Origin of the sequence: Agrococcus sp. SCSIO52902, from assembly GCF_022983135.1 — a bacterium.
GTDB classification, from domain to species: domain Bacteria; phylum Actinomycetota; class Actinomycetes; order Actinomycetales; family Microbacteriaceae; genus Agrococcus; species Agrococcus sediminis.
This window is the reverse complement of record NZ_CP095269.1, coordinates 1,406,420-1,420,892: the sequence shown is the minus strand read 5'-3', so window position 1 is coordinate 1,420,892 and position 14,473 is coordinate 1,406,420. Positions and strand designations below refer to the sequence as shown.

15 protein-coding genes are annotated in these 14,473 nt (G+C 73.4%); 1 reads left to right on the top strand and 14 read right to left on the bottom strand.

What is annotated here, in order from left to right; genetic code table 11:
• Positions 1-5: 5 nt before the first annotated feature.
• Positions 6-980, bottom strand: coding sequence for a glycerophosphodiester phosphodiesterase family protein (locus MU522_RS07060; RefSeq protein ID WP_146355608.1), 975 nt, complete (start codon positions 978-980; stop codon positions 6-8).
• 168 nt (positions 981-1,148) lie between these two features.
• Between MU522_RS07060 and MU522_RS07055 the strand changes: the two genes are divergently transcribed.
• A complete protein-coding gene (locus MU522_RS07055) occupies positions 1,149-2,114 on the top strand; it encodes a Bax inhibitor-1/YccA family protein (protein WP_192575845.1) in 966 nt (321 codons plus the stop codon).
• A gap of 148 nt (positions 2,115-2,262) precedes the next feature.
• On the opposite strand, the gene MU522_RS07050 is transcribed toward MU522_RS07055, so the two are convergent.
• The 13 genes from MU522_RS07050 to MU522_RS06990 all read right to left on the bottom strand — a co-directional run bounded on the left by MU522_RS07050 (position 2,263) and on the right by MU522_RS06990 (position 14,470).
• Positions 2,263-2,661 carry a VOC family protein gene (locus MU522_RS07050; protein WP_246990377.1) on the bottom strand — a complete coding sequence of 133 codons (399 nt, stop codon included), beginning with the start codon at positions 2,659-2,661 and terminating at the stop codon, positions 2,263-2,265.
• A 98-nt stretch (positions 2,662-2,759) separates the two neighbouring features.
• The gene (locus tag MU522_RS07045) at positions 2,760-3,749 is read right to left on the bottom strand and encodes a bile acid:sodium symporter family protein (protein ID WP_246990376.1); all 990 of its coding nucleotides are present in this window, start codon (positions 3,747-3,749) and stop codon (positions 2,760-2,762) included.
• A 73-nt stretch (positions 3,750-3,822) separates the two neighbouring features.
• Complete coding sequence (gene sufU / locus MU522_RS07040) at positions 3,823-4,263, bottom strand: Fe-S cluster assembly sulfur transfer protein SufU (RefSeq protein ID WP_128190369.1); 441 nt, start codon at positions 4,261-4,263, stop codon at positions 3,823-3,825.
• Positions 4,260-5,552 (bottom strand): SufS family cysteine desulfurase, encoded by a 1,293-nt coding sequence (locus MU522_RS07035; RefSeq protein ID WP_246990375.1) that lies wholly within the window; start codon positions 5,550-5,552, stop codon positions 4,260-4,262. Before MU522_RS07035 ends, sufU begins: the two co-directional genes overlap by 4 nt.
• 76 nt (positions 5,553-5,628) lie before the next feature.
• On the bottom strand, positions 5,629-6,918 hold the full coding sequence (locus MU522_RS07030; RefSeq protein WP_246993479.1) for a sigma-70 family RNA polymerase sigma factor: 1,290 nt from the start codon (positions 6,916-6,918) through the stop codon (positions 5,629-5,631).
• An 11-nt stretch (positions 6,919-6,929) separates the two neighbouring features.
• Positions 6,930-7,292, bottom strand: a complete 363-nt coding sequence (locus MU522_RS07025) for a YciI family protein (RefSeq protein ID WP_246990374.1) — start codon at positions 7,290-7,292, stop codon at positions 6,930-6,932.
• Positions 7,293-7,313: 21 nt separating this feature from the next.
• Entirely contained in the window at positions 7,314-7,763 is a 450-nt protein-coding gene (locus tag MU522_RS07020) for a YciI family protein (RefSeq protein WP_128190492.1), read from the bottom strand.
• Positions 7,764-7,805: 42 nt separating this feature from the next.
• Positions 7,806-8,519, bottom strand: coding sequence for a hypothetical protein (locus MU522_RS07015; protein WP_246990373.1), 714 nt, complete (start codon positions 8,517-8,519; stop codon positions 7,806-7,808).
• 24 nt (positions 8,520-8,543) lie between these two features.
• Positions 8,544-10,115 (bottom strand): glutamine-hydrolyzing GMP synthase, encoded by a 1,572-nt coding sequence (guaA, locus tag MU522_RS07010; RefSeq protein ID WP_246990372.1) that lies wholly within the window; start codon positions 10,113-10,115, stop codon positions 8,544-8,546.
• On the bottom strand, positions 10,115-10,642 hold the full coding sequence (locus tag MU522_RS07005; protein WP_240671420.1) for a DUF3817 domain-containing protein: 528 nt from the start codon (positions 10,640-10,642) through the stop codon (positions 10,115-10,117). Before MU522_RS07005 ends, guaA begins: the two co-directional genes overlap by 1 nt.
• A 10-nt stretch (positions 10,643-10,652) precedes the next feature.
• On the bottom strand, positions 10,653-11,498 hold the full coding sequence (locus MU522_RS07000; RefSeq protein ID WP_246990371.1) for an SURF1 family cytochrome oxidase biogenesis protein: 846 nt from the start codon (positions 11,496-11,498) through the stop codon (positions 10,653-10,655).
• A gap of 24 nt (positions 11,499-11,522) precedes the next feature.
• A complete protein-coding gene (locus MU522_RS06995) occupies positions 11,523-13,307 on the bottom strand; it encodes a glycerol-3-phosphate dehydrogenase/oxidase (protein WP_128190488.1) in 1,785 nt (594 codons plus the stop codon).
• A gap of 38 nt (positions 13,308-13,345) precedes the next feature.
• Positions 13,346-14,470 carry a GuaB3 family IMP dehydrogenase-related protein gene (locus MU522_RS06990; protein ID WP_146355622.1) on the bottom strand — a complete coding sequence of 375 codons (1,125 nt, stop codon included), beginning with the start codon at positions 14,468-14,470 and terminating at the stop codon, positions 13,346-13,348.
• Positions 14,471-14,473 lie beyond the last annotated feature (3 nt).

Sequence of the window (14,473 nt, the reverse complement as noted above, 5' to 3'; positions counted from 1 at the left end):
GCCGGCTACGCCTCGAGGCGGCGCCAGAGGTCGGGGTGGTCGGCGAAGACCGCCTCGAGGCCGAGCGATGCGAGCATGCGCCACTCGGTCGTCCAGTCGCCCCACGCGGCCGGGTGCTCGCCGAGCCGGTGCTCGGGCTCGAGGAAGGCGTTCTCGGGCCGCAGCGTCCAGGCGATGGTGCCGAGGCCGACGGCGCGGGCGCGCTCGACGAGGTCGCTCGCGCGCAGCGCGCCGTCCGACCGGTCGAAGAGCACCGCCTTGTCGACGCTGATCGCGTCGACGCGCCGGGCGAGCTCGGCGAGCGACGCGTCGCCGCGCTGCTCGGCGTACGTGGGGGCGGATGCGCCGTCGCGGCCGACGAGGTCGGCGGCGGTGCCGCCCTCCCCCATCAGGTAGACGAGGCGCGCCTCGACGCCGCGGTCGCGCACCTCGTGCAGGACGGCCTCCTCGAACGACTCGACCGTGAGCCGCCCGTCGCCCGCCCAGTGGGTGCCGGCCACCGCATCCGCCAGCAGCGCGTCGAGCGGGAGCCCGAGCGCGGCGTGGTGGCTCGCGTGCTTGAGCTCGGCCACCACGTCGAGCCCCGTCTCGTCGGCGATCGCGAGCAGGTCGCTGAAGCGGAGCACGCCCTCGCGGCCCTCGCGCAGCGCGCCGAGCGGGCGCAGCCGCGGCAGGCGCTCCCGGGCGCGGAGCGTGGCGACCTCGGCCCAGGTGCAGTCCTCGACGAACCAGCCGGCGACCTCCTCGCCGTCGATCGTCTGCGTGCGGCGCCGGTCGGCGAGCTCCGGCCGGTCGGCGATGTCGGTGGTGGAGCCGAGCTCGCTGTCGTGCCGCACGACGAGCACGCCGTCGCGGGTGGCGACGAGGTCGGGCTCGACCGCGTCGGCGCCGAGCCGCGCGGCCAGCCGCACGGCCGTCTCGGTGTGCTCGGGCGCCCAGCCGGACGCGCCCCGGTGGGCGATGAGTCGAGTGGGCTGCACGGCGCCAGGCTAGGGCGCGCGGGTGAACGATCGGCGCGGTGCGGGTGAACGGCCTGCGCCTGGCGCGAACATGCCCGGATCCACAGGGAGATCTGGGCATCCGTCGCTACGCTGAACGTGTCCGCCCATGCGGCGGCAGCTCGACCTTCTCGAACAGGAGACCTTCCCTTGGCAGGCAACCCGGCGTTCCGCAACTCGCCCGCGTTCACCGAGAACACCCAGCGCGCCGCGCAGGCTGCTCCCGGTGGCCAGCAGGCGCCCTACGGCCAGCAGCAGTACGGCCAGCAGCCCTTCGGTCAGCAGCAGTACGGCCAGCAGCCCTACGGGCAGCCGATGCAGTACGGCCAGGCCCCTTACGGCCAGCCCTCGCCCGACCAGCTCGACCAGCAGTTCAACCGGCCGGCGGCGTCGCCGCTCGAGACCGAGCGGCTGACCTACGAGGGCGTCATCACGAAGACCGTGGTCACGCTCGGCGTCACCGCGCTCGGCTTCATCGTGACGCTCGGCATGCTGCTGATGACGGGCACCTCGCTGCCCTTCTACGTGCTCACCTACGGCGGCGCGCTCGTCGGCTTCGTGCTGGCGCTCGTCAACATCTTCAAGAAGGAGCCGAGCCCGGCGCTCGTGCTCGCCTACGCCGGCGCCCAGGGCCTGTTCCTCGGCGGCTTCTCGGGCCTGCTCGAGTTCGGCATGGGCCTCGACGGCATCATCTTCCAGGCACTGCTCGCCACCGCTTGCGTGATCGCCGCGACGCTCGCGCTCTACGCGTTCCGCATCGTGCGCACGTCGCCGCGCATGAACAAGATCTTCTTCATCGTGCTGATCGGCTACGGCCTGTTCTCGCTGGTCAACTTCGGCATGATGCTCTTCGGCGCCACGGGCGACCTCGCCTTCGGCATGCGCTCGGCGCCGAGCCCGATCTTCGGCATCCCGTGGGGCGTGCTGCTCGGCGGCCTCGCGGTGCTGCTCGGCGCGTACTCGCTCGTCATGGACTTCGAGGGCATCGAGCTGGGCGTGAAGCGCGGCGTGCACAAGAAGTACGGCTGGTCGGCGGCGTTCGGCCTGACGATGACGATCATCTGGCTCTACGTCGAGATCCTGCGCATCATCGCGATCCTCCGCGGAAACAACTAGCGTCCGGAGCGCTCAACTTCGCGCAGCGAAGTTCAGCGCGGAGGACGCTAGATCGAGGAGCGCGCGGCCGCAGGCCGCACGCGTCACGAGATCTCCCGCTCCACAGGCAAGGGCCCCCGGCACACCCCGGGGGCCCTTCCTCATGCCCTCACTGCTCCCGCGACGACAGCACGCAGAACTCGTTCCCATCGATGTCGGCGAGCACCGTCCACGACACGTCTGGCCCCTGGCCGACATCGATGCGACGTGCGCCGAGCCCCTCGAGCCGGGCGATCTCGGCGTCGCGGTCGTCGCTCGTGTGCGGCGCGAGATCCACGTGGATGCGGTTCTTCGTCGCCTTCTCGTGGTCGACGCGCACGAAGACGAGCCCGGGCGGGAACTGGTGGAACGTCAGCCGCTCGCCGAGCTCCTGCGCCCGCTTCGGGATCACCACCGACTCGTCGTCGGTCTCGTAGATGACGTCCCAGTCGAGCGCGTCGGCCCACCAACGGGCCAGCCGCACGACATCGGTCGTCTCGATCACGTTCGAATACCAGCGCAGCGCCATCGCAGCCTCCTCGGAGTCGATGGGGCAACGCTACGCCCCGCCGCCCACAGCGGGGCGACGGGGCGGGGCGGGAGCGTGCGGGACGCGGAGCGGATGCCTCAGCTGGCGACCGGCTGGTCGTCGAGCGCGGGCGCCGTCGAGGCCGCGCCCTTCGGCGGGCGCCGCGACCAGTACGAGGCCAGCAGCGAGCCCGACACATTGTGCCAGACGGAGAAGATGGCCGCCGGCAGCGCCGACTCGGGCGTGAAGTGGGTGCGGGCGAGGCCTGCGGCGAGGCCCGAGTTCTGCATGCCGACCTCGATCGCGACGGCGCGGCGGGCGCTCTCGTCGAGGCCCACGGCCTTCGCGGCGAGGAAGCCCAGGCCGTAGCCGATGCCGTTGTGGAGGATGACGACGAGCGCGACGAGCAGGCCGACCGAGAGGATCGTCGCGGCGGAGCCGGCGACGACCGCGAGCACGACGAGGGTGATGCCGACGACCGACACGAGCGGCAGCCACGGCAGGATGGCCCGCACGACCTTCGGCAGCAGCATCCGGAGCACGAGGCCGGCGATCACCGGCAGCAGCACGATCATGATGATCGACTGGAACAGGCCCCACGCGTCGACCGGCAGGTAGGAGCCAGCGAGCCACAGCACGAGCAGCGGCGTGAGCACCGGCGCGAGCAGCGTGGAGGCGGTCGTCATCGCCACCGAGAGCGCGGTGTCGCCCTTGGCGAGGTAGACCATCACGTTGGAGGCGGTGCCGCCGGGCGCCGAGCCGACGAGGACGACGCCGACGAGCAGCTCGGGCGGCAGCTGGAAGGCGAGCGCGAGCGCGATCGCGGCGAGCGGCATGACGACGTACTGCGCCACGACGCCGACGGCGAAGGCCTTGGGCTTCTTGGCGATGACGGCGAAGTCGACCGGCTGCAGCGTGAGGCCCATGCCGAGCATGATGATGCCGAGCAGCGTGTTGATCCACGGCCCGATCGGCAGGAAGACCTGCGGGACGAGGATCGCGATCGCGCCGGCGGCGAGGACGATGAGCGGGAACCAGGTGCCGGCGACGCGCCCCACGCGCTCGCCGATCGTCATGGTGCGGGACATGGCAGACCTCCTATGGTGCTATCAGACAGCGAACCACAGCATGCATGCCGCTCGCGCGCAGGAGGCTTCGGCGTCAGCGCCCGAGCTCGGTGAGCGCCTCCTCGAGCGCGACCCACGCGAGCATCGCGCACTTCACCCGCATCGGGAACCTCGCGACCCCGGCGAACGCGACCGCGTCGCCGAGCACCGCCTCGTCGGGCTCGACCGCGCCGCGCGAGCGCAGCAGCTCGCGCAGCGCCTCGATGCGCGAGCGCACGTCGGCGATCGTGAGGCCGGGCGCGAGCTCGGCGAGCACCGACGCCGACGCCTGCGAGATCGAGCAGCCCTGCCCCTCCCAGCCGAGCGCGCCGATCGCGTCGCCGTCGAGCCGCACGCGCAGCCGGATCTCGTCGCCGCACGTGGGGTTGCGCAGGAAGCGCTCGCCATCGAACGGCTCGAGCGCACCCTCCCCCTCGCGCCGCTTCGCGTGCTCGAGGATGAGCTCCTGGTAGAGCCCCGCCAGCGGATCGCTCATGCTCGCCCCGCCCCGAAGTAGCCGCGCACGGTCGAGAGCACGTCGAGGAACCGGTCGACCTCGGCCTCCGTGGTGTGGAGGTAGGTGGATGCGCGGGTCGTCGCCGCGACGCCGAGGCGGCGGTGCAGGGGCTGGGCGCAGTGGTGGCCGACGCGCGCCGCGATGCCCGCGGCGTCGAGCACCTGGCCGACGTCGTGCGCGTGCACGCCGTCGACGACGACGCTCGCGAGCCCCGCGCGCTCGACGCCGGGCGGCGGCCCCACGAGCCGCACGCCCTCGATCGCGACGGCACCGGCCGCGAGCCGTTCGCCGAGCGCGACCTCGTGCGCCTCGATCGCCGCCATGCCGACGCCCTCGAGGTAGTCGACCGCGGCGGCGAGGCCCACGATCGCCGACACCGGCTGCGTGCCGGCCTCGAAGCGCTGCGGCGCGGGCAGGAACTCGCGCTCGGTCATCGTGACGGTCGTGATCATCGAGCCGCCCACGCGCGCCGGCGGCAGCGCGGCGCCGAGGCGCTCGGCGAGGTAGAGCACGCCGATGCCGCCGGGGCCGAGCATCTTGTGGCCGCTGAACGCGGCGGCGTCGACGCCGAGGGCGCCGAGCTCGACCCGGCGGTGCGGCACCGACTGGCACGCGTCGAGCACGACCAGCGCGCCGACCGCGTGCGCGGCGGCGACGATCGGCTCGACCGGCGCGATGAGGCCCGTCACGTTCGAGACGTGCGCGACCGCGACGACCCGCGTGCGCTCCGTGATGAGCGCGAGCGCCGCATCCGCCGTCCACACGCCGTCGTCGTCGACCTCCACCCAGCGCAGCCGCGCGCCGGTCTCGTCGGCGAGCCGCTGCCAGGGCAGCAGGTTGGCGTGGTGCTCGGCCTCGGTGACGAGGATCTCGTCGCCCTCGCGGATGCGCAGCGCCGGGTCGACGTCGCCGGCCCGGTTGGCCTCGGCGAGCGACAGCGCGACCGTGTTGAGCGCGTCGGTGGCGTTCATCGCCCAGGAGATCTCGGTCGGGCGGGCGCCGACGAAGCGCGCGACGCGGTCGCGGGCCGACTCGTAGTCGTCGGTCGCGAGCGACGCGAGGGTGTGCGCGCCGCGGTGCACGGCCGCGTTGTGCCGGGTGCGGAAGGCCCACTCGGCCTCGAGCACCTGCCGCGGCTGCTGGCTCGTCGCGCCGGAGTCGAGGTAGACGAGCGGCACGCCCGCGGGCTGCTCGGCGAGGATCGGGAAGTCGCCGCGGAGCTGCTGGATGCGCTCCTCGGTCAGGGCGGGCTGGGTTCCGATCGTCACGCTCCCAGGGTAGTCGCCGCCGCCCCGGTCGCCGCGGGCGGGCTGGCGCGGGCGGCCCTCGGCGGACGGCCCGGGCTCAGCGCCCCGCGGCCGCCCGCGCGAGCAGCACGGCGCGCTCGCGGGCGTTCTGCGCCCGCTCCGCCGCGAGCGCGAACGCCTCCCGTGCCTCCGCGTCGCGCCCGAGGCGCGCGAGCAGCTCGCCGCGCACCGACGGCAGCAGGTGGCCGGCCCTGAGCGCCCGCTCCCCCGCGAGCGCGTCGACGATCGCGAGCGCCGCCGCCGGCCCGTCCGCCATCGACACGGCGACGGCCCGGTTGAGGGCCACGACCGGCGACGGCGACAGCTGCAGCAGCCCGTCGTAGGCGGCGACGATGCGCGCCCAGTCGGTCGAGGCGACGTCGGATGCGACGGCGTGGCGCTCGGCGATGGCCGCCTGCAGCCCGTACGGGCCGAGGCCGCGGCCGAACCCCTCCGCCCGGCGCAGCGCCGCACGCCCGCGGCGGATCGCCGCGCGATCCCAGCGGCGCCGGTCCTGGTCGGCGAGCAGCACGGGCTCGCCGTCGGCGCCCACGCGTGCCGGGAAGCGGGCGGCGGTGAGCTCGAGCAGCGCCAGCAGCGCGTGCACCTCGGGCTCCTCCGGCTGCAGCGCGGCGAGGACGCGCGCGAGCCGCACTGCCTCGCGGGCGAGGTCTGGCCGCATCCACTCGTCGCCGGCGGTCGCGGCGTGCCCCTCGGTGAAGATGAGGTAGACGACGCCGAGCACCGCCCCCAGCCGCTGCGCCCGCTCGGCGCGGGCCGGCGTCTCGAACGGCACGCGCGCCTCGGCGAGCGCCTGCTTCGCGCGCACGATCCGCTGCTGGATCGTCGCCACGGGCACGAGGAAGGCGCGCGCGATCTCGGCGGTCTCGAGGCCCGCGACGACGCGCAGGGTGAGGGCGACGCGCGCCTGCGGGCTCAGCACCGGGTGGCACGCGGTGAGCACGAGCCGCAGCACGTCGTCGTCGATCGCGTCCGGATCCCAGGGCACCGCATCCGCCGCCTCGTGCTCGGCGCGCTCGAGGTCGTGGGCGATCGCGGCGAGGCGCTCGTCGTAGCGCTCGCGCCGGCGCCAGTGGTCGATCGCCTTGCGCTTCGCGACCGCGGTGAGCCAGGCCGCGCCGTTCCGGGGCGCGCCCTGCGCCGGCCACTGCACGAGCGCATCCGCGAGCGCCTCCTGCGCGAGATCCTCGGCGAGCGCGAAGTCGCCCGTGAAGCGCGTGAGCGTCGCGACGATGCGCGCCGACTCGATGCGCCAGACGGCGACGACGGCGCGGCGGGCCGAGTCGTCGGCCCGCCGCGCCCGGTCGTCGCCGGTCGCCGGCTCCATCACCGGCTCCCTCACCGGCGCAGGTCCTCCTCGCCGTGCACCCGCCGCAGCTCGAGCTTCGAGCCGGTCCCGAGCGGTGCCCGGCTCGCCCACTCGACCGCCGCGTCGCGCGAGGGCACGTCGATCACCCAGAAGCCGTTGCAGAGCTCCTTCGTCTCGCCATAGGGGCCGTCGGTGACGAGCGGCGGGTCGGCGGAGAAGTCGACGACGATGCCGGTGCCGGGGCTCGCGAGGCCCTGCGCGCTGACGAGCACGCCCGCGTCGGCCATGGCCCGGTTGTACCGGCCCATCCGCTCGAGCATCGCCTCGAAGGGCGCGTCGCGGCGCTCGACGGCCGCGGCGTCCTCGTCGCGCATGATGAGCATGAACTGCATGAGCCGCTCCTCGCCGGCCGCTCAGCCCGCGACGCCGCCGGGCGCGTCCGCGGCCTTGCGGGCCGCCTGCTCCTCGCGCCAGCCCTCCTCCTTCTGCACCCACTCGTTGTCGGCCGGGAAGTCCTCGGGGCCGGTCACACGACGCACCTCGAGCTTCGCGCCGGGGCCGAGCGGGCAGCGGCTCGCCCACTCCGCGGCCTCCTCCTTCGACGACACCTCGAGGATCCAGAAGCCGTTGAACAGCTCCTTCGTCTCCCCGTACGGGCCGTCGGTGACGAGCGGCGGGTCGGCCGAGAAGTCGACGACAAAGCCCTCCGAGGCATCCGACAGGCCCTCGCCGGCGATGAGCACGCCCGCCTCCATCATCGACTCGTTGTACTTCCCCATCGCCTCGATGACCTGCTCGAAGGGGATCTCGCGATACGTGGCGACGGCGTCGTCGTCCGCGCGCATGATGAGCATGTACTGCATGGTTCCTCCTGTGATCCGGGGGCCGTCGTCCGACCCTCTCACTCACTGCGTCGAACGGGAACGGCTCGGATCGACATCGGTGGCGGATGCGCTCCGGCGGGCCCGGCGGTCGGGTCCGGTGGCCGCTGCCACCGTCCACCCCGCGGCGATGGCCGACGCCGCGACGATGCCCGAAGGCAGGGTGCCGAGCGACGACATCGCCGCAGCGCCGAGCAGCAGCAGCATGGCGCCGGCGAGCTGCAGCGTCGCGAGGCGCGGGAACGCGCCGACCGCCCGCACGCGCAGGCCCACGAACGCGAGCGCGCCCGCGAGGGCGGCGCTGAGCGCGGGGACCATGGCGCGCTCGGCCCACATGGCGACGCGCGACGCCTCGTAGCTGACGCCGCCCGCGTCGTGCACGAGCGCGTCGACGAGCAGCAGCGCGAAGAGCACGATCGTGGGCGCGACCGCGATGATGCCGATCGCCGCCAGCTGGCCCGCGCGCTCGCGCGGCGCATCCCAGGTGGCGCGCACGATGAGCGCCGCCCAGCCGAGCGCGAGCGCGCCGAGCGCGACGATCCCGATCGCCGGCCACAGGAGCGCCGCCTGGTCGTCGCAGACCCAGTCCTCGCCGACGAACGCGCAGCCGAAGCGCAGTCGCGCCTGCAGGTAGCTGGCCGGCGACAGCCCGACGAGCACGCTGGCGACGAAGCCGATCACGAGCGTCCAGAGCGCCGTGGCGCGAGCCGCGCGCGTGCGCGCCGTGTCCCGGGTCATGCGCCCATCATGCTCCTGTCGGCGCTACTCCCACTCGATGGTGCCCGGCGGCTTCGACGTGACGTCGAGCACGACCCGGTTGACCTCGGGCACCTCGTTCGTGATGCGGTTCGAGATGCGCGCGAGCACGTCGTAGGGCAGCCGCGTCCAGTCGGCGGTCATCGCGTCCTCGCTCGAGACGGGGCGCAGCACGACGGGGTGGCCGTAGGTGCGGCCGTCGCCCTGCACGCCCACCGAGCGCACGTCGGCGAGCAGCACCACGGGGCACTGCCAGATCTCGCCGTCGAGGCCGGCGGCCGACAGCTCGGCGCGCGCGATCGCATCCGCCCGTCGCAGCGTGTCGAGGCGCTCCTCGGTGACCTCGCCGATGATGCGGATGCCGAGGCCGGGGCCGGGGAACGGCTGCCGGCCGACGATCGCCTCGGGAAGGCCCAGCTCGCGGCCGATCGCGCGCACCTCGTCCTTGAACAGCGCGCGCAGCGGCTCGATGAGCTGGAACTGCAGGTCGTCGGGCAGGCCGCCGACGTTGTGGTGGCTCTTGATGTTGGCCGCGCCCGTGCCGCCGCCCGACTCGACGACGTCGGGGTAGAGCGTGCCCTGCACGAGCCAGCGGATCGGCTCGCCGTCGGCGGCCGCCTCCGCGGCGAGGTCGCGCTCGGCCTGCTCGAAGACGCGGATGAACTCGCGCCCGATGATCTTGCGCTTCTCCTCCGGGTCCGTCACGCCCTTGAGGGCCTGCATGAACCGCTCCCGCGCATCCACCGTCACGAGCCTGACGCCCGTCGAGGCGACGTAGTCCTCCTCGACCTGGCGGCGCTCGTCCTGCCGCAGCAGGCCGTGGTCGACGAAGACGCAGACGAGCTGGTCGCCGATCGCCTCGTGCACGAGCGCGGCGGCCACGGCCGAGTCGACGCCGCCCGAGAGGGCGCACAGGACCTTGTCGGAGCCGACCTGCTCGCGGATCCGCGCGACCTGCTCCTCGATGATGTTCCCCGAGTCCCAGTCGCCCGGGAGCCCGGCGATCTCGTGCAGGAACGACGACAGCACGCGCTGCCCGTGCTCGGAGTGCTTGACCTCGGGGTGCCACTGCACGCCGGCCATCCTCCGCTCGCGGTGCTCGAACGCGGCGACCGGGGTGTCGGCGGTCGTCGCGAGCACCGTGAAGCCCTCCGGCGCCTCGGAGACCGAGTCGCCGTGGCTCATCCACACCGTCTGCGCCTCGGGCTGGCCGTTGAGCAGCGTGCCGGGCGCGTCGACGGTGACGGCCGTCGAGCCGTACTCGCGGTTGCCGGTGCGGGCGACCGTGCCGCCGAGCTGCGCCGCCATCACCTGGAAGCCGTAGCAGATGCCGAACGTCGGCACCCCGAGCTCGAGGATGCCCTCGTCGAGGCGGGGCGCGCCCGGCTCGTAGACGCTCGACGGGCCGCCCGAGAGCACGATCGCCGCCGGATCCTTGGCGCGCACCTCCTCGGCGGTGATCGTCGAGGGCACGATCTCGCTGTAGACGTCGGCCTCGCGCACGCGGCGCGCGATGAGCTGCGCGTACTGCGCGCCGAAGTCGACGACGAGCACGGGGCGCTGGGCGGTGTCGGACATCAGGACTCCCGGTGGGCGGAGGCGGTGGCGGATGCGCTGTCCCGGGCGGCCCTCTCGGCCTCCAGGCGAGCGACGTCGGCGAGCGCGATGCGGTGCATGCGGCGCTCGACGAAGAACGACAGGAACGGCACGACGCCGCCGGCGGCCATGGCGAGCAGGCGCGCGAAGGGCCAGCGCAGCAGGCTCCAGAGGCGGAACGACGCGAGCAGGTAGACGACGTAGATCCAGCCGTGCACGATGAGGATCGCGAGCGAGATGTTGAAGCCGTCGCCGAGCGAGACGATCTCGCATCCCATGCCGCCGGGCACGAACAGCGAGTACCACTGGCACCCGTCGCCGGGCACGACCGGCTGCAGCGACAGCGGGCCGCCGGAGCCGCCCGAGAAGACCTCGACGTGGCTCGGCGCGTACTTCAGCACCATCTCGGCCACGAGCAGCAGCAGGAAGACGCCCGTCACCCACGACATCACGCGGTAGAGGGTGACCGCGGAGCGGATCTGCGGGAGCTGGTCGATGGGGCGCGGCACGGTGTCCAGCCTATCCGCGCGCGGGTGCGCCGCCGGCGGCGGCAGCGTCTGCCTCCGCGTCCTCGATCGCCTCGACCTCGCGCTCGAGGGCGTCCTTGACGAGCCGGTACCAGAGGTAGAAGGCGAAGAGCATGAAGGCGATCCACTCGACCGCGTAGAAGATGTTGAGCGCGTTCAGCTGGGTGTCGACGACGGGCCGCATCGACACGATCGGCTCGCCGCCCGCGTCGAGGGCCCCGGATGCGGCTGCCGACGGCTCGTCGAGGATCGCGTACGTGCCGTAGACGCGGCCGTCCCAGCCCTCCCACTCGTTGATGAGCGCCGCGACGCTCATCGCCTCGCGGGTGTCGCCCTGGATGTCGCCCATCGTGGGCGCCTCGGTCGGCATCAGCCGCCCGACCAGCTCGGCCGGCGCATCCGCCGCTCCCGCCGCGAGCGCGGCGGCGTGCGCCTCGGCCGCCGCCGGCTCGGCGAACCACGCGACCGCGACCGGCAGCGAGACGGGCTCCCCCGAGGGCTGCTCGGCGAGCACGCGGCCGATCACCCAGGTGCCCTGCGCGTCGTGCTGCGTGCGCCCGGCGAGGGTGTCGAAGTCGCCCGGCGCCCACGCGCCCGAGAACGACACCATGCGGCCGCCCGCCTCGGTGGTGAGGGATGCGTTCGGCTCGGCCACGCTCGTGAGCGGCACCGCGGTCTCGGTGTCGCGCTCGTCGGCCTGGCCCTGCTCGACGGCCCGCTCGATCTGCCACTGGCCGAGCAGCGCGAAGACGGCCGCGACCGCGAGGCAGCCCAGCAGCGCGGCGATCCAGCGCGGCCGCGCGGCGACCTGCCGGAAGGTGGGGATGGGGGCGCTCATAGGCACCCCCATCCTACCGGCGGATCAGGCCGCCGGCTCCTTCCGCGTGCCCACGGTGTCGGCCGTCGGCAGGGCGCTCAGCGGGATGATCTCGGGCGCCTCGGTGCGCGCGCGGTCGGCCGACTCGTCGTCCGGCAGCTGCTGGCTCGCGAGCTCGGCCGCCACGCGCTTGTTGTAGGTGTTGATCTCCTTCTCGATGCGCGCCTCGTCCCAGCCCAGCACCTCCGCCATGATGCGCGCGGCGACGGGCGCCGCCGCGACGCCGCGGTCCCACGACTCGATCGAGATGCGGGTGCGGCGGGCGAGCACGTCGTCGAGGTGCAGCGCGCCCTCGTGGGTGCAGGCGTAGCGCACCTCGGCGCCGATGTAGTCGTCGGCCCCCGGCAGCGGCTCGGCGAGCTGCGGCTCCTGCTTGATCATGTCGAGCAGCTCGTCGGTGAGCACGCCGTAGCGGTTGAGCAGGTGCTCGACGCGCGCCTTGTGCAGGCCGAACGCGCGCGCGATCTTCGCGCGCTTGTTCCAGGCGGCGCGGTAGCCGGTCGCGCCGAGCAGCGGGATCTGCTCGGTGCACGACTCGGGCACCTTGCCGTCGATGGCGCTCACGGCCTCGTCGATCGCATCCTTCGCCATCACGCGGTAGGTGGTCCACTTGCCGCCGGCGACGAGCACGAGGCCCGGCACCGTGTGCGAGACGTGGTGCTCGCGCGACAGGTTGGCGGTCGACGAGCCGTCGCCCGCCGCGAGCAGCGGCCGCAGCCCCGCGTAGACGCCCTCGACGTCGGCGCGGGTGAGCTTCGTCGCCAGCACCTTGTTGACGTTGTCGAGGATGTAGTCGATGTCGGCCGCGGTCGCCGCCGGGTGCGCCTTGTCGAGGTTCCAGTCGGTGTCGGTCGTGCCGAGGATCCAGTGGCGGCCCCACGGGATGACGAAGAGCACGCTCTTCTCGGTGCGCAGCAGCAGCCCCATCTCGGAGTGGAAGCGGTCGCGCGGCACCACGAGGTGCACGCCCTTCGAGGCGCGCACCTTGAACTCGCCGCGCTCGCCGACCATCGCCTGCGTCTCGCCCGTCCAGACGCCGGTCGCGTTCACGACCTGCTTCGCGCGGATCTCGAACTGCTCGCCGGTCTCGTAGTCGTGCGCCTGCACGCCGACGACCCGCTCGCCGACCTTCAGGAACCCCTCCGCCCGCACGCGGCTCGCGACGTGGGCGCCGTAGAAGGATGCGGTGCGCGCGAGCTCGGCGACGTAGCGGGCGTCGTCGACCTGGGCGTCGTAGTACGTGAGCCCGCCGACGAAGGCGTCGGGGTCGAGCGACGGGATCTGCTTGAGCACCTGCTTCTTCGTGAGGTGCCGGTGGATGGGCACGCCCGGCTTCATGAAGCCCGTGTAGCTGAAGATGTCGTACAGCGCCATGCCGGCGCCGATGTAGGCGCGCTCGATGAGCGGCTTCTCGAGCGGGTACAGGAACCGCACCGGCTTCGCGAGGTGCGGCGCGATGCGCTGCAGCAGCAGGCCCCGCTCGATGAGCGCCTCGCGCACGAGGCCGAAGTTCAGCTGCTCGAGGTAGCGGATGCCGCCGTGGATGAGCTTCGACGAGCGGCTCGACGTGCCCGACGCGAAGTCGCGCGCCTCGATCAGGCCCACGCGCAGGCCGCGGGTGACCGCGTCGAGCGCGGCGCCCGTGCCGACGATGCCGCCGCCGATCACGAGCACGTCGACCTCGCGGTCGCGCATGGTGGCGATCGCGGCGGCGCGCTCCTCCGGGCCGAGCTTCCTCGACCGACTGACGCTGTTGGTGGTCTCCGACATGGCTCCTCCTTGGTTGCTCGCCCGAGTGCCGGGCGGATCTAGCGCGGCGGGTTGGCCTCCACGACCACGTCGATCCGCTGGAACTCCTTGAGGTCCTTGTAGCCGGTCGTCGACATGGCCTTGCGCAGGGCGCCCATGATGTTGGCGGTGCCGTCGGCCGACGGCGACGGGCCGTTCAGCACGACGTCGAGCTGGCCGACCTGGTCGACCTGCACGCGGTTGCCGCGAGGCAGCTTCTGGTTGTGCGCCTCAGGGCCCCAGTGCCAGCCCCGGCCCGGCGCATCCGTCGCCCGCGCGAGCGCGGTGCCGAGCATGACGGCGTCGGCGCCGCACGCGAGCGACTTCACGATCTGGCCCGACGTGCCGAGCGAGCCGTCGGCGATGACGTGCACGTAGCGGCCGCCCGACTCGTCGAGGTAGTCGCGGCGCGCGGCGGCGACGTCGCTCACCGCGGTCGCCATGGGCGCGGCGACGCCGAGCACCTTCTCGCTCGTCGAGGCGGCGCCGCCGCCGAAGCCGACGAGCACGCCCGCGGCGCCGGTGCGCATGAGGTGCAGCGCCGCCGTGTAGGTCACGACGCCGCCGACCACGACCGGCACGTCGAGCTCGTAGATGAAGCGCTTGAGGTTGAGGGGCGCGCCCGACTCGGCCGAGACGTGCTCGGCGCTCACCGTCGCGCCGCGGATGACCATGAGCTCGACGCCCGCGGCGAGCACGGTCTCGTAGTGCTCCTGCACCGCCTGCGGGCTCAGGCTGCCGGAGACGACCACGCCGGCGTCGCGGATCTGCGCGAGGCGGTCGCGGATGAGCTCGGGCTTGATGGGCTCGGCGTAGATCTCGCGCATGCGGTTCGTCGCGAGGTCGGCGGGGAGCCCGGCGATCTCGGCGAGCAGCGGCTCGGGGTCGTCGTAGCGGGTCCAGACGCCCTCGAGGTTGAGCACGCCGAGCCCGCCGGCCCTGCCGAGCGCGATCGCGGTGGCCGGGCTCATCACCGAGTCGGTGGGGGCGCCGAGCACCGGGATGTCGAACTTGAAGGCGTCGATCTGCCACTGCAGCGACACGAGGTCGCTGTCGCGCGTGCGCCGCGACGGCACGATGCTGATGTCGTCGAAGCCGTAGCCCATCCGGGCGCGCTTGCTGCGGCCGATCTCGATCTCCGTCACGCT

Coding starts and splice junctions, on each gene's coding strand:
- MU522_RS07050 (WP_246990377.1), bottom strand. CDS start 2,661: ATGGCGCTGCGCTGGTATTCGAACGTGATCGAGACGACCGATGTCGTG.
- MU522_RS07045 (WP_246990376.1), bottom strand. CDS start 3,749: ATGTCCCGCACCATGACGATCGGCGAGCGCGTGGGGCGCGTCGCCGGC.
- sufU (WP_128190369.1), bottom strand. CDS start 4,263: ATGAGCGATCCGCTGGCGGGGCTCTACCAGGAGCTCATCCTCGAGCAC.
- MU522_RS07030 (WP_246993479.1), bottom strand. CDS start 6,918: ATGGAGCCGGCGACCGGCGACGACCGGGCGCGGCGGGCCGACGACTCG.
- MU522_RS07025 (WP_246990374.1), bottom strand. CDS start 7,292: ATGCAGTTCATGCTCATCATGCGCGACGAGGACGCCGCGGCCGTCGAG.
- MU522_RS07020 (WP_128190492.1), bottom strand. CDS start 7,763: ATGCAGTACATGCTCATCATGCGCGCGGACGACGACGCCGTCGCCACG.
- MU522_RS07015 (WP_246990373.1), bottom strand. CDS start 8,519: ATGACCCGGGACACGGCGCGCACGCGCGCGGCTCGCGCCACGGCGCTC.
- guaA (WP_246990372.1), bottom strand. CDS start 10,115: ATGTCCGACACCGCCCAGCGCCCCGTGCTCGTCGTCGACTTCGGCGCG.
- MU522_RS07000 (WP_246990371.1), bottom strand. CDS start 11,498: ATGAGCGCCCCCATCCCCACCTTCCGGCAGGTCGCCGCGCGGCCGCGC.
- MU522_RS06995 (WP_128190488.1), bottom strand. CDS start 13,307: ATGTCGGAGACCACCAACAGCGTCAGTCGGTCGAGGAAGCTCGGCCCG.